19 protein-coding genes are annotated in these 21,377 nt (G+C 40.2%); 11 read left to right on the top strand and 8 right to left on the bottom strand.

Translation table 11 applies throughout. From position 1 onward, the window contains the following. Window positions 1-6: 6 nt before the first annotated feature. A complete protein-coding gene (locus AC979_RS04250) occupies window positions 7-564 on the bottom strand; it encodes a LemA family protein (RefSeq protein ID WP_080971306.1) in 558 nt (185 codons plus the stop codon). Between the two features lie 411 nt (window positions 565-975). Here AC979_RS04250 and hybO point away from each other — a divergent pair, with 411 nt between their 5' ends. The 6 genes from hybO to hybE all read left to right on the top strand — a co-directional run bounded on the left by hybO (window position 976) and on the right by hybE (window position 7,223). After that, window positions 976-2,124, top strand: coding sequence for a hydrogenase 2 small subunit (gene hybO, locus AC979_RS04245; protein ID WP_005697985.1), 1,149 nt, complete (start codon window positions 976-978; stop codon window positions 2,122-2,124). Between the two features lies 1 nt (window position 2,125). After that, window positions 2,126-3,166 carry a hydrogenase 2 operon protein HybA gene (hybA, locus tag AC979_RS04240; protein ID WP_049372991.1) on the top strand — a complete coding sequence of 347 codons (1,041 nt, stop codon included), beginning with the start codon at window positions 2,126-2,128 and terminating at the stop codon, window positions 3,164-3,166. After that, window positions 3,159-4,385: a Ni/Fe-hydrogenase cytochrome b subunit gene (gene hybB / locus AC979_RS04235; RefSeq protein WP_049372990.1), complete on the top strand. Its 1,227-nt coding sequence runs from the start codon at window positions 3,159-3,161 to the stop codon at window positions 4,383-4,385. Before hybA ends, hybB begins: the two co-directional genes overlap by 8 nt. Then, window positions 4,385-6,094, top strand: coding sequence for a hydrogenase 2 large subunit (hybC, locus tag AC979_RS04230; RefSeq protein WP_049371972.1), 1,710 nt, complete (start codon window positions 4,385-4,387; stop codon window positions 6,092-6,094). The genes hybB and hybC overlap by 1 nt, the downstream gene beginning before the upstream one ends. Continuing rightward, window positions 6,094-6,573 (top strand): HyaD/HybD family hydrogenase maturation endopeptidase, encoded by a 480-nt coding sequence (locus AC979_RS04225; protein ID WP_049372989.1) that lies wholly within the window; start codon window positions 6,094-6,096, stop codon window positions 6,571-6,573. The genes hybC and AC979_RS04225 overlap by 1 nt, the downstream gene beginning before the upstream one ends. A 140-nt stretch (window positions 6,574-6,713) precedes the next feature. Further along, window positions 6,714-7,223 (top strand): hydrogenase-2 assembly chaperone, encoded by a 510-nt coding sequence (hybE, locus tag AC979_RS04220; protein WP_049372988.1) that lies wholly within the window; start codon window positions 6,714-6,716, stop codon window positions 7,221-7,223. 110 nt (window positions 7,224-7,333) lie between these two features. On the opposite strand, the gene serA is transcribed toward hybE, so the two are convergent. The 4 genes from serA to lon form a co-directional block, all read right to left on the bottom strand. After that, window positions 7,334-8,566, bottom strand: a complete 1,233-nt coding sequence (gene serA / locus AC979_RS04215) for a phosphoglycerate dehydrogenase (protein WP_049372987.1) — start codon at window positions 8,564-8,566, stop codon at window positions 7,334-7,336. A gap of 19 nt (window positions 8,567-8,585) precedes the next feature. Further along, the gene (rpiA, locus tag AC979_RS04210; protein ID WP_005695032.1) at window positions 8,586-9,245 is read right to left on the bottom strand and encodes a ribose-5-phosphate isomerase RpiA; all 660 of its coding nucleotides are present in this window, start codon (window positions 9,243-9,245) and stop codon (window positions 8,586-8,588) included. 108 nt (window positions 9,246-9,353) lie between these two features. Beyond that, window positions 9,354-10,502 (bottom strand): radical SAM family heme chaperone HemW, encoded by a 1,149-nt coding sequence (hemW, locus tag AC979_RS04205; RefSeq protein ID WP_049372986.1) that lies wholly within the window; start codon window positions 10,500-10,502, stop codon window positions 9,354-9,356. 48 nt (window positions 10,503-10,550) lie between these two features. Beyond that, entirely contained in the window at window positions 10,551-12,968 is a 2,418-nt protein-coding gene (lon, locus tag AC979_RS04200) for an endopeptidase La (protein WP_049372985.1), read from the bottom strand. Between the two features lie 235 nt (window positions 12,969-13,203). On the opposite strand from lon, the gene AC979_RS04195 reads away from it, so the two are divergent. After that, on the top strand, window positions 13,204-14,082 hold the full coding sequence (locus tag AC979_RS04195) for a VirK/YbjX family protein (protein WP_049372984.1): 879 nt from the start codon (window positions 13,204-13,206) through the stop codon (window positions 14,080-14,082). A 171-nt stretch (window positions 14,083-14,253) separates the two neighbouring features. After that, the gene (locus AC979_RS04190) at window positions 14,254-15,777 is read left to right on the top strand and encodes a YfcC family protein (RefSeq protein ID WP_049372983.1); all 1,524 of its coding nucleotides are present in this window, start codon (window positions 14,254-14,256) and stop codon (window positions 15,775-15,777) included. 54 nt (window positions 15,778-15,831) lie between these two features. Here the strand turns inward: AC979_RS04190 and AC979_RS04185 are convergent, their stop codons facing one another. The 3 genes from AC979_RS04185 to ansB all read right to left on the bottom strand — a co-directional run bounded on the left by AC979_RS04185 (window position 15,832) and on the right by ansB (window position 19,097). Continuing rightward, the gene (locus AC979_RS04185) at window positions 15,832-16,467 is read right to left on the bottom strand and encodes a hypothetical protein (RefSeq protein ID WP_049372982.1); all 636 of its coding nucleotides are present in this window, start codon (window positions 16,465-16,467) and stop codon (window positions 15,832-15,834) included. Window positions 16,468-16,590: 123 nt separating this feature from the next. Next, entirely contained in the window at window positions 16,591-17,892 is a 1,302-nt protein-coding gene (locus AC979_RS04180; RefSeq protein WP_049365060.1) for an anaerobic C4-dicarboxylate transporter, read from the bottom strand. A 155-nt stretch (window positions 17,893-18,047) separates the two neighbouring features. Continuing rightward, on the bottom strand, window positions 18,048-19,097 hold the full coding sequence (gene ansB, locus AC979_RS04175) for an L-asparaginase 2 (RefSeq protein WP_049372981.1): 1,050 nt from the start codon (window positions 19,095-19,097) through the stop codon (window positions 18,048-18,050). A 249-nt stretch (window positions 19,098-19,346) separates the two neighbouring features. On the opposite strand from ansB, the gene AC979_RS04170 reads away from it, so the two are divergent. From AC979_RS04170 to gpsA, 3 genes are read left to right on the top strand one after another with little or no spacing between them, the layout of a single operon-like run. Continuing rightward, a complete protein-coding gene (locus AC979_RS04170) occupies window positions 19,347-19,793 on the top strand; it encodes a rhodanese-like domain-containing protein (RefSeq protein ID WP_005695015.1) in 447 nt (148 codons plus the stop codon). A gap of 9 nt (window positions 19,794-19,802) precedes the next feature. Then, complete coding sequence (secB, locus tag AC979_RS04165) at window positions 19,803-20,312, top strand: protein-export chaperone SecB (protein WP_005695013.1); 510 nt, start codon at window positions 19,803-19,805, stop codon at window positions 20,310-20,312. A gap of 53 nt (window positions 20,313-20,365) precedes the next feature. Next, window positions 20,366-21,373, top strand: a complete 1,008-nt coding sequence (gpsA, locus tag AC979_RS04160) for an NAD(P)H-dependent glycerol-3-phosphate dehydrogenase (protein ID WP_049372980.1) — start codon at window positions 20,366-20,368, stop codon at window positions 21,371-21,373. The last annotated feature ends 4 nt before the right edge of the window (window positions 21,374-21,377 follow it).

Here is a 21,377-nt window from a genome sequence, read left to right as displayed (position 1 = left end):
TTCCACTTATTGTTTAAATAAATTACCCACATTAGGGACTTCCGCTTCATTCTGAGGAATATCGAAAAATGTTCCTTTCTGGAAATTAAACAAGTTTGCAATTAAATTTGATGGGAACATTTCCACCGCATTGTTATACTCTTCAACTGCTGAGTTATAAGTACGTCTTGCTGCAGAAATTTGCTCTTCTACATCGCTAAGTACGGTCTGAATTTGCATAAGATTTTGATTAGATTTGAGATCAGGGTAATTTTCTAGACGAACCTGTAAATGACGTAATACCCCCGAAATCTCATTATTGAGTTGGAATTTTTCACTTGTAGTATGAGCTAATTTAGCACTTTCACGTAACGTTACGATACGCTCAAGCAAGCTACGCTCATGCGACATATATTCCTTTGCTGTGGCAACAAGGTTTGGTAACAAATCATAACGGCGTTTTAACTGAACATCCACGCTTGCCTCAACACTGCTCACTTGATTACGTCTCATAACCAATTTGTTATACATTGAAATGGTGAAAGCTAAAGTTACAACAACAATACCTGCGACTACACTCATCATTATTTTCTCCATAAAAAATTATCCCTGCTTAGTATAGGGAAAAGCGTAATAAAATCCATTCTCTTAGACAATTTTTTGTTGATAAAAATCAATAAAAATAAACAAAACCAAGAATTTAACTTATTCACTTCCTATTCATATCGACGCAAAGTGCGGTCAAATTTTACGAAGATTTTTCGAGACCAAATCCTTCTTTATTATTGTGATTTTATGTACAAAAAATATACTCCAAGTGAAGATAATGCTGGCAAATAACAATCATTCTCAATAATTAAGTAAAAACAATCACTTACCCACTTATTTTATAAGGAAAATAAGGGTATTTTTGATTACGATCAAATAAATTTCCCTCATTAAGGCATATCATGGGTAAATTAACCATACAAGTAACGTGCCAATTGGAGTGATTATATGCAACGAAGTGATGGATTATTTTCTGCTTTAGCAGAAGTTTCCCGTCGGGATTTTATGAAGTTATGTACCGCACTTGCGGCGACTATGGGGTTAAGTTCAAAAGCGGGTGCAGAAATGACCGCTGCTTTAACCGAACCTAAACGTCCACCAGTATTATGGATTGGGGCGCAAGAATGTACGGGGTGTACTGAATCCTTGCTACGTGCGACCCACCCAACAGTAGAAAACTTGGTATTGGAAATGATTTCCTTAGAATACCACGAAACCCTTTCTGCAGCCTTCGGGGAACAAGCTGAAGATAATAAACACAATGCAATTAAACAATATTATGGAAAATATGTTTTAGTCGTAGATGGATCTATTCCGGTGAAAGACGGTGGCGTCTATTGTATGGTAGCAGGTAAACCGATTGTAGAACACATCCAAGAAGCAGCTAAAGGTGCTGCAGCGATTATTGCTATCGGTTCTTGTGCCGCGTGGGGCGGCGTACCTTCCAGCGGTGGCAACCCAACTGGTGCAAGCAGCCTATCTGAAGTCTTACCAAAAGGTACACCTGTGATTAATATTCCTGGCTGTCCACCAAATCCACACAACTTCCTTGCAACTGTCGCTTATATTCTTACTTATAAGAAACTACCCGCAATGGACAAATTAAATCGTCCATTATTCGCTTACGATCGCTTAATTCACGAAAACTGCTATCGTCGTCCACACTTTGATGCGGGTCGTTTCGCTAAAGAATACGGCGATTACGGTCACCGCAACGGTTGGTGTTTGTATCATCTCGGTTGTAAAGGACCAGAAACTTACGGTAACTGCTCTACTTTGGAATTCTGTGATGTCGGCGGTAATAACTGGCCAGTCGGTATCGGACACCCTTGCTATGGTTGTAACGAAAAAGGGGTCGGCTTTACTAAAGGTATCTTCCAATTAGCGGGCGTAGAAAACCCAACACCACGCGTTGAAAAACCAGATGTTAATAATACCGAAGGTTCAGGTGCAACCATGACCGCCATTGGTTTATTAGGTGGTGCAGCTGCAATTCTAGCAGGCGTGAGTGTTGTGACCTTACGCGAATTAAGCGCTCAACATAAAGCCCGTTCCGAAGCTAAAGCCGCAGAGAAAGAACAACATACAGGTAAATAAGATGGATAGACGAAAATTTCTAAAAGCAGGTATGCTTGGCGGAATCGCTTCCTCCTTGCCTGTGTCGAGTGCGCAGGCAACGGAAACGGTTGAGCCCATTCCTGGTGCACTAGGAATGCTTTACGACTCCACCCTTTGCGTAGGTTGTCAAGCATGTGTGGCTGAATGTCAAAACGTAAACCACACCCCCGTGAACCCAAAAGGTGATCAAACTTGGTCAAATAACGACAAACTCACCCCATTTACTCGTAACGTGATTCAAGTATGGAGTGATGGCAACGGCACAAATAAAGACAAAACAGAAAACGGCTATGCTTATGTGAAAAAACAATGTATGCATTGCGTTGACCCTAACTGTGTTGCGGTTTGTCCTGTTCAAGCACTTACTAAAGATCCAAAAACGGGTATCGTAAAATATGATCCCGATATCTGTACTGGTTGCCGTTATTGTATGGTTGGCTGTCCGTTTGATGTACCAAAATACGACTATGACAATCCTTTCGGTGAAATCAGCAAATGTGAACTCTGTAACCAAAAAGGTGTTGAACGCCTAGATAAAGGCGAATTGCCGGGTTGTTGCCATGTTTGCCCAACAGGTGCCATTATTTTTGGTACACGTGAAGAATTATTGGCGGAAGCGAAACGCCGTTTGAGCTTGTTACGTGGTACTGAATATGATTACCCACGTCAAAGTGTCAATAGTACAGATAAATACCGTGCTACCGTGCCAGCCTATCTACACCACATTTACGGTGAAACCGAAGGCGGTGGTACACAAGTATTAGCGTTAAGTGGTGTACCTTTTGCCAACCTAGGTTTACCAGACTTAGATGAAGTTGCAACGGGTTCTCGTGCCGCGCATTTACAACACTTCTTGTATCGCGGTTTAGCATTACCGTTAGTCGCACTTGCCGGTCTAACCTTTATGACTTACAAAAATATGCACGGCGATAAAATCGCTGAGCGTATCGCAGCACAAAAAGAAGCTATGCGTCAGGCACGCAAGGAAATTGAAGAAGCGGAGGATGAGCATCATGAGTAATCCACGTCCGGTAGGCGGTCGCCTTGTTTCTGCCGCCATTCTCTTTTTTGCTCCCCTTGCCGTGCTTTGCGTTTTATTAATTTTAAAACGTTTGGTTTTTGGTATCGGTTCTGTAACCGCACTTAATGGCGGTTATCCTTGGGGTTTATGGATTGCCTTTGACTTACTTGTTGGTACAGGATTTGCCTGTGGCGGTTGGGCACTCGCTTGGACCGTGTATATTTTCAATAAAGGGAAATATCACGCTCTTGTTCGCCCAGCATTGCTTGCAAGTTTATTCGGCTATTCCCTCGGTGGTTTATCTATCACCATTGATATGGGACGTTATTGGCATTTACCGTATTTCTACGTTCCTGGCCAGTTCAACACGAATTCCGTGCTATTTGAAACAGCATTTTGTATGACGGTGTATATCATCGTGGTGACCCTAGAATTCGCCCCGGTATGGCTTGGATTCCTCGGTTTGAAAAAATGGTTTAATAAACTCAATAAAATCATGTTTTTTATCATTGCCTTGGGTGCCTTGTTACCAATGATGCACCAATCTTCCATGGGTTCCTTGATGATTGTAGCTGGTCACAAAGTCCATCCGGTATGGCAAAGCTATGAAGCACTACCAATTCTCTCCTTACTGACAGCTTTCATTATGGGCTTCTCTATTGTGATTTTTGAGGGTTCTTTAGTTAAAGCGGGTCTTGCAGGAAAAACACCAGATGAACGTCATTTATTTACTCAATTGGCACGCGTTACCGCAGGATTAATTTTCTGTTTCTTAGCGGTGCGTTTTGGTGAGTTGATTTATCACGACAAACTGCAAATGGTTGTGGGTTTCGATAAATTAACTAAATTTGAAGCATGGATGTTCTGGATGGAAGTCTGGTTGATGGTATTACCATTACTAACCCTCTTCCTTGGGGAGAAAAAATCAGATTCCCGTTGGTTATTTATTTCGGCATTAAGCATGTTACTCGGTGCAGCATTATGGCGTATGAACTACTCGCTTATCATGTATAATCCGGGCAACGGCTATCAATATTTCCCATCTGCGGAAGAATTGCTTATTTCAATCGGTTTCGTTTCTATTGAAGTATGTGCCTATATTTTAATCATTCGTTTATTCCCTGTATTACCGGTATTTAAAGAAAAACATACCGAAGACTCAGAAAAAATTATTGCCGAAAAAGCGGCATTCAGCAAAAAAGTTAGCGGAGCAGAATAATGTCAGAAAAAAAACGTATCTCAATTGACCCAATTACCCGTATTGAGGGTCATTTACGTATTGATTGCGAAATTGAAAACGGTGTTGTCACCAATGCTTGGTCATCAGGTACCATGTGGCGCGGTATGGAAAATATCGTAAAAGGTGCCGACCCACGTGATGCATGGATGATTATGCAACGTATCTGTGGCGTATGTACCACAGTACACGCGATTATCAGCGTACGTGCCGTAGAAGATGCTATTGGTGCTAAAGTTCCCGTCAATGCACAGTACATTCGTAACATGATTCTTGCTGCCCACAGCATTCACGACCATATCGTGCATTTCTATCAACTCTCCGCAATGGACTGGGTGGATATCACCGCTGCACTAAAAGCTGATCCTGAAAAAGCGGCAGATATGCTAAAAGGTGTATCTACATGGTCATTAAACAGTGCTAACGAATTCCGCAACGTACAGAAAAAAATCCAAGCATTAGTGGATAGCGGACAACTTGGTATTTTCGCTAACGGTTATTTTGGTCATGCAGCAATGAAACTTCCACCAGAAGTCAACCTCATTGCCGTCGCACACTATTTGCAAGCCCTTGAATGTCAACGTGATGCTAACCGCGTAGTGGCATTACTCGGTAGTAAAACACCACATATTCAAAACTTGGCGATTGGTGGCGTAGCAAACCCAATTAACTTAGATTCCCAAGCGGTACTAAACCAAGAACGTCTCATGTTCGTGAAAGCTTGTATCGATCGCTTAACTGACTTCATTAACCAAGTGTATAAAGTAGATGCGGCAGTATTTGCGGCTTACTATCCTGAATGGTTAAGCTTAGGTAAAACATCAGGCAACTACTTATCTGTACCAGAATACCCAATTGATGCAGATAACTCTAAATTCATGTTAAAAGGTGGTTATATCGAAAACGGCGATTTATCGACTTTCCGTGCAATCGACCAACAAAAAGATGAGTTCGTTGTAAAAGGCATTAAAGAGAGTGGTAAACACGCTTGGTACGAAGATGATGAGCCATTAGAACCTTGGGCAGGCTTAACTCGTCCGAAATATACCGGCTGGCAAGATGATGGTAAATACTCTTGGGTAAAAGCACCAACCTTCTACGGTAAAGTTGTCGAAGTGGGTCCTCTCGCCTATTTAATGTGTGGTTTGGCTGCGAATGACACGCCAACTGTCAACCACTTCAATGAATTAAAAGGCATTTATGAAAAATTGACTGGTAACACGTTAACCACCGATCAATTACATTCTACCCTTGGACGTATTATCGGTCGTACCGTGCATTGCTGTGCGATCAACGACATTTTAAGTGCTCAATGGCAAATGCTCATTGATAATATCGCTAAAGGTGATATGACGGCGTATATCAAAACAGATATTCCAGCAAGCGGTGAATTCCGTGGTGTTGGTTTCGGTGAAGTACCACGTGGTATGCTTTCTCACTGGGTTGTCATCAAAGACGGTCGCATTGAAAACTACCAAGCAGTTGTACCATCTACATGGAATGCAGGTCCACGTAACGAACAAGACCAAATGGGCCCTTATGAGCTTTCCATTATTGGTACACCGGTGGCAGATCCAACTAAACCGTTAGAAGTGGTCAGAACCATTCACTCTTTCGACCCTTGTATGTCCTGTGCCGTGCATGTCGTTAATACCGAAAGCGGTGAAGTGACTGAAGTGAAGGTGTTGTAATGAAGCCATTAATTCTTGGCGTTGGCAATATTTTGTTAAGCGATGAAGGTGTCGGTGTGCGTGTTGTGCAGGAGCTTGAAAAACGCCCTGAAATTCAACCGCACTTTGACGTCATCGATGGTGGTACTTGTGGCATGGAATTACTGGATGCGATGGCAAATCGCGAGCATTTGATTATTGTCGATGCCGTGCTTGCTAATAAACAGCCAGGTGAGATTGTCGTGTTACATGACGAGCAAGTACCAACCTTTTTCTCTCGTAAAATTTCGCCACACCAACTCGGCATTTGTGATGTACTTTCTGCAATGAAATTAACGGACGAATTTCCCAAACACCTTTGTCTCATCGGCATCCAACCAGAGTCGCTAGAGTCTGGAATTGGTTTAACGGAAACGATAAAAAACGTGTTGCCAAAGGTTTTTGAAACGTTAAATCAAGTCATTAAGGAATACGGCTTAAATCTAGATTCCCCTCTTTAGAAAAGAGGGACTGGGGGAGATTTGACTTAATTAATCGAGACAAGTGTTAAATCTCCCCTAACCCCTCTTTACAAAAGAGGGGAATTTTCTTTAAGGTTTCGCCAGAATTCTTTAATCTTATTAATATTGAAAAATAAACCATGTATAGACACGAAAAAACACCTGAAAACTCTACCGCACTTTTAACCTCTGTTACTGGTTTTGAAGAAAACCCAACGGAGATTTTCCTTGCCGAAATGCAAAACATTGTACCTGAAATGCAAGATCTCCCTTTTTATCACAAAGGCGTCGAATGTTTCTGCCCTAAATTTGTTTTATTCGAAGACCAATGGATTGGCACAGTATTAACCCCGTGGATGATGAGTGTGGTGATTCTACCTGGCCCTCAACAACAATGGGAACCACGTGAATTAGGTGATAAACTCACTGTACAACTACCGTACAAAGCACTCACTTTCACCGTTAGTAGTGTTGAAAATGTACCGCAATATTTAAGTTGCTCTTTACATTCACCACTCGACCCGAATCTGACTAACGAACAAGCGGTTCAACTTACACAAGATTGTTTGCGTATGGTTTTATCCATCCCAACCGCACAGCCGACATTTAATTCTGATCGCCGTAATCTATTTAAGGCCATGATCAAATAAATGTTATCTGCAAACAGTTAATAAAAATGGGCAAAGTAAAATAACTTACTTTGCCCATTTTGCTTTCCATCCCACACAAAGTGCGGTCAATTTTTGCTTAATTTTTCAAATTAATACAACACACGCGCTTTGATTGTGCCTTCAATCTCACGAAGTTTCGCCAATAATGGTGATGCATCATCTGTTTCAACATCCACAACCACATAACCAATTTTCGGATCAGTTTGTAAATATTGTGCTGCAATATTGAGATTAGCTTCAACGAAAATTTGGTTCAATTTGTTTAATACACCAGGACGGTTTTCGTGAATATGAAGTAAACGTTTTGTACCAACGTGTTCTGGCAAGGATACTTCAGGGAAATTCACAGAAGAAAGGGTTGAACCGTTATCTGAATATTTCACAAATTTACCCGCTACTTCAAAACCAATGTTTTCTTGCGCTTCCGCGGTTGAACCACCGATATGCGGGGTTAAGATCACATTATCAAATTTACGTAGTGGTGAAACAAACTCTTCATTGATTGATGCAGGCTCAACAGGGAATACGTCAACCGCTGCACCACGAACTTTACCTTGTTCAAGCGCAGCTGCTAAAGCATCAATATCCACTACCGTACCACGTGCTGCATTGATCAAAATAGAATCTTGTTTTAATTGCGCAATACGTTCAGCACTCATTAAATTACGAGTTGAAGGTAAATCTGGTACATGAAGCGAAATCACATCACAAGAACCCAATAACTCTTCAAGTGTGTGTAATTGTTTTGCATTACCCAATGGCAATTTATTTTCAATATCGTAGAAATATACTTCCATCCCTAGAGACTCTGCAATAATACTTAATTGCGAACCGATATGGCCGTAACCCACGATACCTAATTTTTTGCCACGCACTTCATGAGAACCCACTGCCGATTTATTCCATAAACCACGATGCACATCGGCATTCGCTTGAGGAATGTTGCGCATTAAGAGCAAAATCTCACCCAACACTAGTTCAGCCACAGAACGAGTATTAGAGAACGGTGCATTAAATACCGGAATCCCACGCATTTTGGCTGCATTAAGATCCACTTGGTTGGTACCGATACAGAAACACCCAATAGCAATCAGCTTCGGCGCAGCTTCAATCATTTCAGCGGTTAATTGGGTACGTGAACGTAAGCCGATAAAATGCGCATCTTTAATGGCTTCTTTTAGCTCATCACCATCTAAAGCTTTTTTGTAAAAGTCAATGTTGGTGTAGCCCGCCGCATGTAAGGTATCTAATGCACTTTGGTGCACGCCCTCTAATAGCACAAATTTAATTTTTGATTTGTCGAGTGAGACTTTGTTTGTCATGTTTGCTTCCTTATTTTTATTAATCAATAATTTTTGCGCCGTCTGGTGTACCAACAATCACAATATCCGCCCCACGTAAGGCAAAAATACCATTTGTTACAACACCTGCGACATTATTCAATTCTTTTTCCATTTCCACTGGATTTAAAATCGCGAAGTTATGTACATCTAAAATCACGTTGCCGTTATCAGTCACCACACCTTCACGATATTCCGGGGCACCACCAAGAGAGACTAATTTACGACCAACTTGTGAACGTGCCATTGGAATTACTTCTACTGGTAATGGGAACGTGCTACCTAACACATCCACTTGTTTACTAGCGTCCACAATACAAATAAATTTTTTCGCTAAAGCAGCCACAATTTTTTCACGAGTCAGTGCCGCACCGCCGCCTTTGATCATCATTTTTTGTGGGTTGATTTCATCTGCACCATCCACATAAATATCTAAACTGGATACATCGTTAGCACTAAACACTTCAATGCCCTGTTTACGTAATAATTCTTCTGAGGCTTTAGATGCTGCTACCGCGCCTTGAATTTGATCTTTTAATTCTCCTAAGGCTTCAATAAAACAATTCACTGTTGAACCACTTCCCACGCCAACAATGGTATCGGGCTTAACATATTTTAACGCCGCACGTGCCGCTAATTTTTTCATTTCTAATTGGTCCATTTTTCTCTCCCTTTTAAATCGTGGATACAACGTAAACGTTTGCTTTACTTTAATACGACCCTATTAAATAAACAAGTGTAAAAATTTATTCGTGCTGATGAAAAAATTTTATTCATCCAATAAAAGCGCTAATAGCTCGTTTAAAAACAATTTTCCATGTTCGGTGATTTGCCAATAATCAGGTGTTTCCACAATATAATTCTGCTGGATCGCAAAATCAATTTGATTTTTGACCGCACTTTGCGAAAGCCCCGTGTAATTTTCAAACTCTTGTTTTGGCACGGCTTCCAATAAACGAAAACGATTCATGAAAAATTCAAAAGCGCGGTCATTTTTTTCCACGTTTTTTTCTTCATAAAGGTATTCACCACGCAAGTAGCCTTTTGGATGCTTCGTTTTAGAAAAACGTAAAATATCGCCATCAGGAAAAGTGAGTTTTCCATGAGCACCGCAACCTATCGCCAAATAGTCCCCGAATCGCCAATAATTCAAATTATGCTGACATTGAAAACCCGGTTTTGCATAAGCAGATGTTTCATATTGTTGATAACCGGCTTCGGTTAAAAGTTGGTGGCCTTGCTCAAAAATATCCCAAAGTTCATCATCATCCGGCAACTTAGGTGGACGATAAGCAAACATGGTATTGGGTTCAATGGTGAGTTGATACCAAGAAAGGTGCGTCGGAGCAAGCTCAATGGCTTGTCGTAAATCATCTAAGGCTTCTTCAAGTGTTTGATTTGGCAAGCCGTGCATTAAATCTAGATTGAAACTTTTTAACCCAGAAACTTTCGCCAAACTGACCGCACTTTTAGCTTCCGCCGCATTATGAATACGCCCCAAGCGCTGTAATTTATCGTCATTAAAACTTTGGATACCCATGGAAATACGTGTTACACCAGCATCCACATAGCCTTTAAAACGCTCCGCTTCCACAGTGCCAGGATTGGCTTCCATGGTGATTTCAATATTCTCTGAAAAAGGAATGTGACGTTGAATTTCTACCAATAACAACTTGATACTTTCCGCTGAAAATAAACTCGGCGTGCCACCACCAATAAAAATTGAATGAAGTGGACGATTTTGAATACTAGCCTGATATTTCTCTAAGTCTGCCTCAAGATCGGCTATCAGATGTTGCACATATTCTTGTTCAGGAATTGTGCCTTTCTGTGCATGCGAATTGAAATCACAATAAGGGCATTTCTGCACACACCAAGGAATATGTACATAAAGGGAAAGGGGGGGAAATTTTTGCATAATTAAAAGTCAAAAGGGCTTGTTTTCACAAGCCCTAAAAATGAGTCATTAATTGACCGCTCTTGCTGTTTTAGTCGCAGCTTTGCGGCGTGGTGCTTTCGCTTTCGTTTCCACTTTCACAAATTCAATGCCTTCTGGTGGATTCTCTAACGCTAAGCCTAACACTTCATCAATGGTTTCTACCGCATGAATCGCAAGATTTTCTTTTACGTTACCAGGAATTTCTTCCAAATCTTTCACGTTATCTTTTGGAATCAATACGGTTTTAATGCCACCACGATGTGCCGCAAGTAATTTTTCTTTCAATCCACCGATTGGTAATACTTTACCGCGTAGGCTAATTTCACCCGTCATCGCGACATCGGCACGCACTGGGTTACCCGTTAAGCAAGAAACTAATGCGGTACACATTGCGATACCTGCACTTGGACCATCTTTCGGTGTCGCACCATCTGGCACATGAATGTGAATATCACGTTTTTCATGGAATTCAGGATTGATACCCAATTTCTCCGCACGTGCACGGACTACGGTCATCGCTGCTTGGATTGATTCTTTCATTACATCGCCTAATGAACCAGTGAAGGTCAACTTGCCTTTACCTACCACTGAAGCAGTTTCAATGGTTAGTAAGTCACCGCCCACTTCTGTCCACGCAAGGCCTGTTACTTCACCCACACGGTTTTGGGTATCCGCTTTACCAAATTCAAAACGTTTCACACCAAGATAGTCATGCAAATTGTCTGAATTAACGGTAATGGATTTCACTTTTGGATTGACCAATAAATTCTTCACTGCTTTACGACAGATTTTAGAAATCTCACGCTCTAATCCGCGCACACCAGCTTCACGGGTGTAATAACGGATAATATCTAAAATGGCGTTTTCTTCGATGGTTAATTCGACTTTTTTCAATCCATTGCGTTCAATTTGTTTTTGTAACAAATGTTGCATCGCAATATTGAGTTTTTCATCTTCGGTATAACCAGAAAGACGAATTACTTCCATACGATCTAGCAATGGACCTGGAATATTCATGGAATTTGAAGTTGCCACAAACATCACGTCAGACAAATCGTAGTCTACTTCAAGATAATGATCGTTGAAGGTGGTATTTTGTTCAGGATCAAGCACTTCTAATAAGGCTGATGCTGGATCACCACGCATATCCGAAGACATTTTATCAATTTCATCAAGCAAGAAGAGTGGGTTTTTCACGCCAACTTTTGCCATTTTTTGAATCAATTTACCCGGTAATGCACCAATATAGGTTTTACGGTGACCGCGGATTTCCGCCTCATCACGTACCCCACCCAATGCCATGCGTACATATTTACGACCTGTTGCATTGGCAATAGATTGCCCCAGTGAAGTTTTACCCACCCCTGGTGGTCCCACTAAGCAAAGGATTGGACCTTTGATTTTGTTTAAGCGAGCTTGTACCGCAAGGTATTCTAAAATACGTTCTTTCACGCGCTCTAAACCGTAGTGATCCGCATCTAAAACTTGTTGTGCTTTTGCGATATCTTTCTTCACTTTAGTACGTTTATGCCATGGCACTTGAAGCATCCACTCAACATAGCTTCGCACCACCGTCGCTTCAGCCGACATCGCTGACATCATTTTGAGTTTTTGCAACTCGCTTTCTACTTTATCACGCACATCTGCCGGCATACCTGCCGCTTCAACTTTTTGACGAAGTTGCTCAACTTCATCAATGGTATCTTCGCTTTCGCCTTCGTCCATTTCTTTGCGAATCGCTTTAATTTGTTCGCTAAGATAATAGTTACGCTGGCTTTTCTCCATTTGTTTTTTCACACGGCCGCGGATGCGTTTTTCAACTTGAAGAATATCTGCTTCAGATTCCATCATGCCGAGCAAGTATTCTAAACGTTCTTGCACATCTGCCAGTTCTAACACACTTTGTTTATGGCGAACGGTCACTGGAATATGTGCAGCCATGGTATCTGCTAAACGGTCAGCATCATCAATGCGTTGAAGTGCACCTAAAACATCTGCAGGGATTTTTTTATTGAGTTGCAGATAGCTTTCAAATTCATTTAAAACGGCTGCCTTCACCACATCTAATTCTTTTTCATCGCCAAATGTGGTTTCAATCGGTGTGACTTCCGCAGAAAAATGGTCTTCACCATCATTTAATTGATTGATTTTCGCGCGTTGTTGCCCTTCCACCAACACTTTTACTGTGCCATCTGGCAATTTTAATAATTGAATAATATTGGCAATCGTCCCGACATCGAATACATCATCAACGGTAGGTTCTTCTAAATCAGCTTGCTTTTGTGACACCAATAATAATTGTTTGCCCTCATTCATGGCCTCATCAAGGGCACTAATGGATTTTGCGCGCCCAACAAAAAGTGGCATCACCATATAAGGGAAAACGACAACATCCCGTAATGGCAATACAGGAAGTGTACGTTGTTGAGTTCTTTTGGCGTTCATAGTTATCTCTCTTACATCAATTCTATAATTTCATTGAATATGGGGATGAGTTGCATAAATTCAAGGTAGGATTTGGCATATTAAGGAGAAATCGAAAAATAGGCAAGTAAAGAACCACCTTTATTGATGGTTAATTGGAAAAACCATGGAATACAGGTACAATAAGTGCGGTCAAAAATCAGCATGATTTTACCCAATAAAAAACGTTTGAAAAAATAACCGCACTTTATCCATTATGACAGCAAAACAAACTATTACTTTCGCGACCTTTCAAGAATTACTACCCGATTCTTGTAATCATCCATTAAAAAAACAATTAAGGGATAAAGCCCGTTATTACGGACGCAAATTTTTATTTAAAAAACAATGTGATGCATTGGTTGATTTCTTAAATACTCATCAAACCTGGATTCCACTTTTTCAACAAAATCCATATCGTTTTAATGCATTGCTCGCGACCTATTGTGACAAACGTTTTTCTGCAACAGATCGACTCAATGCCATTACCAATAATCTGCTAATGCTTGAAGAAAAAATGGGCGTAGAATTTTGTAAAAAATTACTCCAAGAAAAATCCCTTTTATTAGCACAATTAACGGATCAACTTGGTATCTATTTCAATATCAACCAGATTGACCCTTTTGAAGGTTATTTTTCCATTAACTTAAAAGACAATGATGGGCGTAGCATTTATGATGCTTCTTTCACCTTCTTAAAGCCAAATAAATTACTTATCGCCTCAATTCAAGGCCCTTCTTATGAAGAAGCGCAAGAAGTGGTGAAACAAGCCACAAAAGAATTACACGGTGTTCGCCCGATGTTTATGTTGATGAATGTTTTCCGCTTATTAGCTGAAAAATGGCAATGTGAATTAATCGGTATTCCTCACACTTCACAAGGTAAATATCGCCTATCTGCTCGCAGTAAAATCCTATTCAACTACGATGAATTCTGGCAAGAAAACCAAGGGCAATTAAATGGTCAATATTGGCAATTACCGCTTGAAAGTGCCCGCAAACCGCTGGAAGAAATCGCTAGCAAAAAACGTTCTATGTACCGAAAACGTTATGAAATGTTGGATGATTTGAGTGAAAAAATTGCTCAATTTTCCTAAATAAAATAGCCTTAAGCCAGGCTTACTCACAACAAGGCCTGGTTTAGGTAAACGATTGCTCACCCCGTTATTATTGCATTCTTTTAAAAATCACTCTTTGCTTTTTTGCTCGTTTTGTGTAGAATACGCGCTCGGCTTATTAACTAATCCGAACACAAGGAGTTCTCCATAATGGAAGCATCAAAGAAAAAGATGAAATTTCCTTCCGCATTTAGCATTCTCTTTATTATTCTTCTTATTGCTATTGGTCTTACTTGGCTTATTCCCTCAGGGTCCTACTCTAAACTTTCCTACGACACCACCGAAAATCATTTTATTGTCAAAACTCACGGAATTCCCGATCAAAGCTATCCAGCAACAGAACAAACCCTTAATCAACTCAATATCAAAATTCAACTTTCTAATTTCACCAACGGCATTATCAAAAAGCCAATTGCTATCCCCGATACCTATCAACGCATTGAACAACACGAAAAAGGCATTACCGATATGATTCACGCCATGGTGGATGGCACCATTGAAGTCACGGATATTATGATTTTTATCTTCATACTCGGTGGAATGATTGGTGTGATAAACAAAACAGGAGCATTCAATGCCGGATTAATGTCTCTTACCAAAAAAACGAAAGGAAATGAATTCTCTGTTGTCTTTGCTGTCTGTGTGTTAATGCTGTTAGGCGGTACGGCTTGTGGTATTGAGGAAGAAGCGGTAGCCTTCTACCCAATTCTTGTTCCTGTCTTTTTAGCCTTAGGCTATGATTCCATTGTCTGTGTTGGTGCCATATTCCTTGCTGCATCAATGGGCACTGCCTTTTCAACAATCAATCCCTTCTCCGTTGTTATTGCTTCAAACGCTGCAGGGATTCCATTCACTGAAGGGATGGGATTTCGCACACTGGGACTTATTCTTGGTGGAACCTGTGTAATAGCCTATATGTATTGGTACTGTAAAAAACTGCGTGCCAATCCTGAATTTTCTTATACCTATGACGATCGCCAAGCTTTCTATGATCTCTATATGAAAGATATTGATCCGAATGCAACCGTTGAATTTACCTTTAGAAGAAAACTGATTCTGATTCTATTTAGTGGCGCCTTTCCTCTCATGGTATGGGGGGTGATGTTTGGTGGTTGGTGGTTCCCTCAAATGGCGGCTTCCTTCCTGGCCATCACCATCATTATTATGTTTATCAGCGGACTGCCTGAAAAAGATGTCGTAAATGGCTTTACTCACGGTGCTTCTGAATTAGTTGGCGTCGCATTGATTATCGGACTTGCTCGAGCAGTTAATATCATTCTGGAACAAGGAATGATTTCAGACACGATTCTCGATTATATGACACATCTTGTCGGTGGAATGAATGGCGGCGTCTTTATTATTGGTCAGCTCATTGTCTTCATATTCTTAGGATTGGTTGTACCTTCATCTTCAGGTCTTGCCGTACTCGCCATGCCAATTATGGCTCCGCTGGCTGATACCGTTGGCATCCCAAGAGACATTGTTGTATCGGCTTACAACTGGGGACAATATATTATGTTGTTCCTCGCACCGACAGGATTAGTCCTTGTCACGCTACAAATGCTTGGTATTCCATTCAACAAATGGTTGAAATTTGTCATGCCAATCGTAGGTTGTCAGTTTGTTATCTCATCGATACTTCTCCTCGCTCAAGTATTTATGTATGCGCAATAAGCAATAAAATAAAAAGCCACGCAGTCTTGCGTGGCTTCTTTTTCTCATCTGATGTTATTTAACAAACTCATCAAACTCTAACTCATAATCATCACCATCTCTGGTGTATTTGATATAACGTGGAAATTGTTCACCTGAGAATTTCTTCACCATAATATCCTTATTACCTGTTTTAAATGAATAAGTGATTTCCGTGACAGTTTGCTTGTTATATTGAATCTGTTTTTCTACTTTCTTCACATTCACATTTTCCATTGGGTAAAGTTTTTTACCATTTGTAATTTGGAAACTGGTTGGCAATTTATCGTAATAACTCAACTGAAATGCCATGGTGAATAAATCAAAAGTTGGTAATTTTAACGGCTCGGTTTCTAATCCATTTTTCACTTTACCGTATTCAATTGTTGTTGGTGAAATTTTAGAAATGGCATAAGGCTTGCCATTACGCACATCTTGATAATTCACCATTTTAAATTGACTCGCAGTTTGTGAACCACGAGAAGTAAACACAATGTTGTACAACGGAATATTAATTTTCGCATTGACTGAATACTGTGAACCATCAGCTTTAAAATGCACATACGCCGGCATTAAATAATTGGAACTGTATTTAATATTATAATCCACCGCAGACCATGCTGTTGGCACATAAGCAATTAATGCAGCAAAAAGGATTTTAAATAACTTCATTGGTTGTCCTTATATATAAAAATAGGTTGCCCTTTAGAGTATCACAGCGAGAAGAAGTTCCCCATTAAAAAACCATCTTATCCGCAGACAAGATGGTTTTATTTATGTTAGCTTAATGGGAGATTATAAAACTGCACCCGCCATTAAGAAACCGAATAATACAGATAAGCTGATTGCAATCACACCCGGTACTAAGAATGGGTGGTTAAATACATATTTACCGATACGAGTTGAACCAGTATCATCCATTTCTACTGCTGCAATTAAGGTTGGGTAAGTAGGAAGAATGAATAATGCTGATACTGCGGCAAATGCTGCAATCGCGGCTTCCGGAGAAACACCTAATAAAATTGCAGTTGGGTATAATGCTTTTGCAGTTGCAGCTTGTGAGTAAAGTAAGGTACTTGCGAAGAACAAGATTACCGCTAAACTCCAAGGGTATTGTTGTAAGAACTCAGCTGATACCGCTTTAATTTGATCGATATGACCTTCAACGAAAGTATTACCTAACCATGCTACACCAAGCACACAAATTACCGCTGACATACCAGATTTAAAGGTTGCTGCATTGGTAATTTTTGCGGTATCCACTTTACATGCCATAGTGATAATAGCTGCAGTTGCAAGCATAAAAGAGATAATGGCGTTATCACGAGAAAGAATTGGGTTTTGAATTAAACCAACTGTTTTACTGATTGCAGTTGCATAAAGCATGACCACTAAAATCGCGATAAGGAAAATTGCAACAGAACGTTTTGCATAAGGTTTGATCTCAATTTGCATTTCACCACGCATAGTAATTAAACCTTTTGCTAGACGATCTTGGTAAACTTCATCATCTTTTAAATCTTTACCAAGGAAGTTACAAATCACCGCAGTAATCATACATGCTGCGTAAGTAGTTGGGATCCAAATACCTAATAATTGTAAGTAACTTAAACCAAAGTTTTTCTCTAATTCAGCAGAAAGGAATACCACCGCAGCAGAAATTGGAGACGCTGTAATCGCAATTTGTGAAGCGATAACCGCAATAGAAAGTGGACGTGAAGGACGAATACCTTGTTCTTTTGCCACTTCAGCAATCACTGGAAGTGTTGAGAACGCTGTGTGACCAGTACCCGCAAGTACAGTCATAAAATAAGTCACTGTTGGTGCGAGGAAAGTGATGTATTTTGGATTTTTACGTAGGATTTTTTCAGCCATTTTTACTAAGAAATCCATACCACCCGCAACTTGCATTGCCGCAATCGCCATGATTACAGACATGATAACTGAAATTACATCAAACGGAATGGCGCCCGGTTTTAAGCCAAGTAGTGAAAGTGCAACAACACCCATACCACCCATGAAACCGATACCAATACCGCCTAATCTAGCCCCTAGGTAAATAAAGAGTAGGACGACTAAAAGTTGAGCCCAAATCATAATATTTTCTCCATATTAATTTTAAAAATAATTCCGGAACATATATTAACAACAAACTAGTGCATTATCTATATTTATTACTTAGATTAGTCTATTTTATCCGAAAGTGCGGTTAAAATTTGATTCAAATTCTGACCGCACTTTCAATGACTTTCCTAGAAATCCTCAAAGTATTGTTGAATCACTTTTGGATCTTTTGTTTGTGTTAAGGCTAATTGTAATAACACACGTGCTTTTTGCGGATTCAATGTACCTGAAGCCACAAAACCATATTTAGAATCATCTACTTCAGCATCACGTGTGGTGTAACCCGTTGGCACACGAGATGAACGTACTATAACAACGCCATCTTTCGCCGCTTTTTCTAAACGTTCTAAATGGGCTGCATTCACGTTACCATTACCCACACCTGCAGAAACAATGCCTTGATAGCCCGCATCTAATAATGAATTTAATGGCTCAATTGGTGCATTAGAATAAGCATAAACAATGCCTACTTTTGGTAAGCTGTCTAATTTATCTACGTTAAATGGTGTGTTTACAGTATGTTTGCTTTCAGGTGAACGCTCATAATCTACTTTACTGTTATGGATATAACCCAAGGTACCATAGTTTGGAGAATGGAACGTTTGTACTGCAGTAGTACTCATTTTGGTCACATCACGTGCACCTAATACTTCATCATTCATCGCCACTAATACACCGCGACCAGATGATTTTTTATCCGTTGCCACGACGACAGCGTTATAAAGGTTTAACGGACCATCCGCACTTTTTTCTGTCGCAGGACGCATTGCACCGACTAATACAATTGGTTTTTCACATTTCGCGGTAAGATCTAAAAAATAAGCAGTTTCTTCCATGGTATCGGTACCATGAGTAATCACAAAACCATCAGTATCTTTACATTGTGCATTAATCGCTTTCGCCAATTTTAACCACACATCATCGCTCATATCTTGTGAACCAATTTTCACAATTTGCTCACCTTTTATATTTGCAAGCTGCTTAATTTCGGGCACCGCATCAATTAATGCATCAACATTGAGTTGCCCTGCTTTATAAGCAGAAGAAACGGCAGTTTCGCCACTTCCGGCAATCGTGCCACCTGTTGCTAAAATTGTAATATTAGGTAATTCCGCAGCTTGTGCGACCGAAACACCGAATCCGAGCATCATAAGTGCCGTTAATTTTTTTAATTTCATGCGTGTCTCCCTTTACGTTTTATAATCTAAGTTTGGCTATTCTCTACTTAATTAGGCGTAGAATAAACACAAAGATAAGATATTTATGATCCCGATCACATTTTTATCGATCCGATTGTATAAGCTTTCGCCAACGTTGCGTTTCCTTGATAATTTTTTTGAAAGATAACTAAAGTGCGGTTATACTTAAAGCCTTATTTCATCTGAAGATAAACTCTTATTCATTATCAAAATTAAGTTGAGAACAACATGCAAGAATTTATTCCTCAAGCAATTGAATTTGCTCAAAAACACACTTTTTTAACGATCGCATGGTTTGCTGTCCTTTTTATGACACTTTTCACCTTTTTTAAAAGTGCGACACAAAAATATCGCGTCATCACCAACCCTGAAGCGGTTCGCTTAATGAACGATGAAGAAGCCGTGGTGATTGATTTACGCCCTATTGATGAATTCCAACGCGGCCATATCATTGGTAGCGTCAACTTGCTTCCAACTGAAATTAAAAATCAAAATGTAGGCAAAATTGAACATCACAAAGAAAAACCGCTTATCATTGTGGATGTTAACGGTGTTTCTTCTGCTACGTCCGCAGAACTTTTAACCAAACAAGGCTTTGAAAAAGTTTATGTGTTAAAAGACGGTTTAGCGGCTTGGGCGGGTGCAAATTTACCATTAGTAAAAAAACATAAGTAAGGATCCTCTATGTCTGAACAAAATCAACAACCTGAAGTAGCAGCTGAAGAGCAACAAGAAGCAGTACTTCAAATTCAACGTATTTATGTAAAAGATGTTTCTTTTGAAGCACCAAATCTTCCTCATATTTTCCACCAAGAATGGAAACCAAAACTTGGCTTTGATTTAAGCACTGAAGCCGTTCAAGTGGGTGAAGATTTATATGAAGTCACTTTAAACATCAACGTAGAAACCACCATGGAAGATTCTGGTGATGTGGCGTTTATTTGTGAAGTGAAACAAGCTGGCGTATTTACAATCAGCGGTTTAGAAGATGTTCAAATGGCACACTGCTTAACATCTCAATGCCCAAATATGCTTTTCCCTTATGCTCGTGAATTGATTTCTAACTTAGTAAATCGCGGTACATTCCCGGCATTAAACCTTTCTCCAGTAAACTTCGATGCGTTATTCATTGATTACATGAACAAGCAGCAAGCGGCAGCCGAAGCGGAAGAAAATCAGGAAACCCAACATTAATTGTGATGAGGGCAGGCGATATCGTCTGCCCTTTTATCTTAAAGGTGATTGAAATGAACGCATCCCAATCTCCAATTACCATTCTTGGTTGCGGTTCTTATGGAACAGCGCTCGCTATCTCATTTTCTCGCAATGGTTCTCCAACCTATCTTTGGGGGCACAATCCCGAGCACATTCATCAAATGCAACAAGAACGTCAAAATCGCCGTTTTCTGCCGGATATTGAATTTCCAGAAAGTTTGCATTTAGAATTAGATTTGAAAACAGCCCTTGAGCAATCGAAAGACATTTTAATTGTGGTGCCAAGCCATGCTTTCGGCGAAATTCTCTTAAAAATTCGACCGCACTTAAAACCTGATCATCGTTTAATTTGGGCAACTAAAGGATTAGAACGCAACACTGGCCGATTACTACAAGAAGTGGTAGAAGAAACCTTAGGTAAAGCAATTCCGACAGCAGTACTTTCTGGTCCTACTTTCGCGAAAGAACTGGCTCAAGGTTTGCCAACAGCGATTACCCTTGCCTCTCGTAATGAAAAATTTGCCTTAGAATTTCAAGCTCGGATTCATTGCAGTCAGCATTTTCGGGTGTATGTAAACCAAGATATGATCGGCGTTCAATTAGGTGGCGCCATTAAAAACGTAATTGCGATTGGTGCAGGTATTTCAGATGGTATGGGATTTGGTGCCAATGCCAGAACGGCATTGATTACCCGTGGGATTGCGGAAATTACTCGCTTAGGTGTAGCCATGGGAGCGAATACACAAACCTTTATGGGCATGTCTGGTTTAGGTGATTTAGTACTCACTTGTACCGATAACCAATCCCGTAACCGTCGATTTGGCTTAATGCTTGGTAAAGGGGCTGATAGCCAACAAGCCATGGATGAAATTGGTCAGGTGGTGGAAGGGTTTTATAACACCAAAGAAACTTATTTATTAGCACAACGACAAGGCGTGGAAATGCCGATTACAGAACAAATTTACCAAATACTCTTTTGTGGTAAAAGCGCACAAGAAGTCGCACTGAGCTTATTGGGTCGTGAACGAAAAGGCGAATAAGGAG

It is taken from the genome of Parahaemophilus parainfluenzae (assembly GCF_001053575.1).
Classification (GTDB): domain Bacteria; phylum Pseudomonadota; class Gammaproteobacteria; order Enterobacterales; family Pasteurellaceae; genus Haemophilus_D; species Haemophilus_D parainfluenzae_S.
This window is presented reverse-complemented; position numbering and strand designations above follow the sequence as displayed.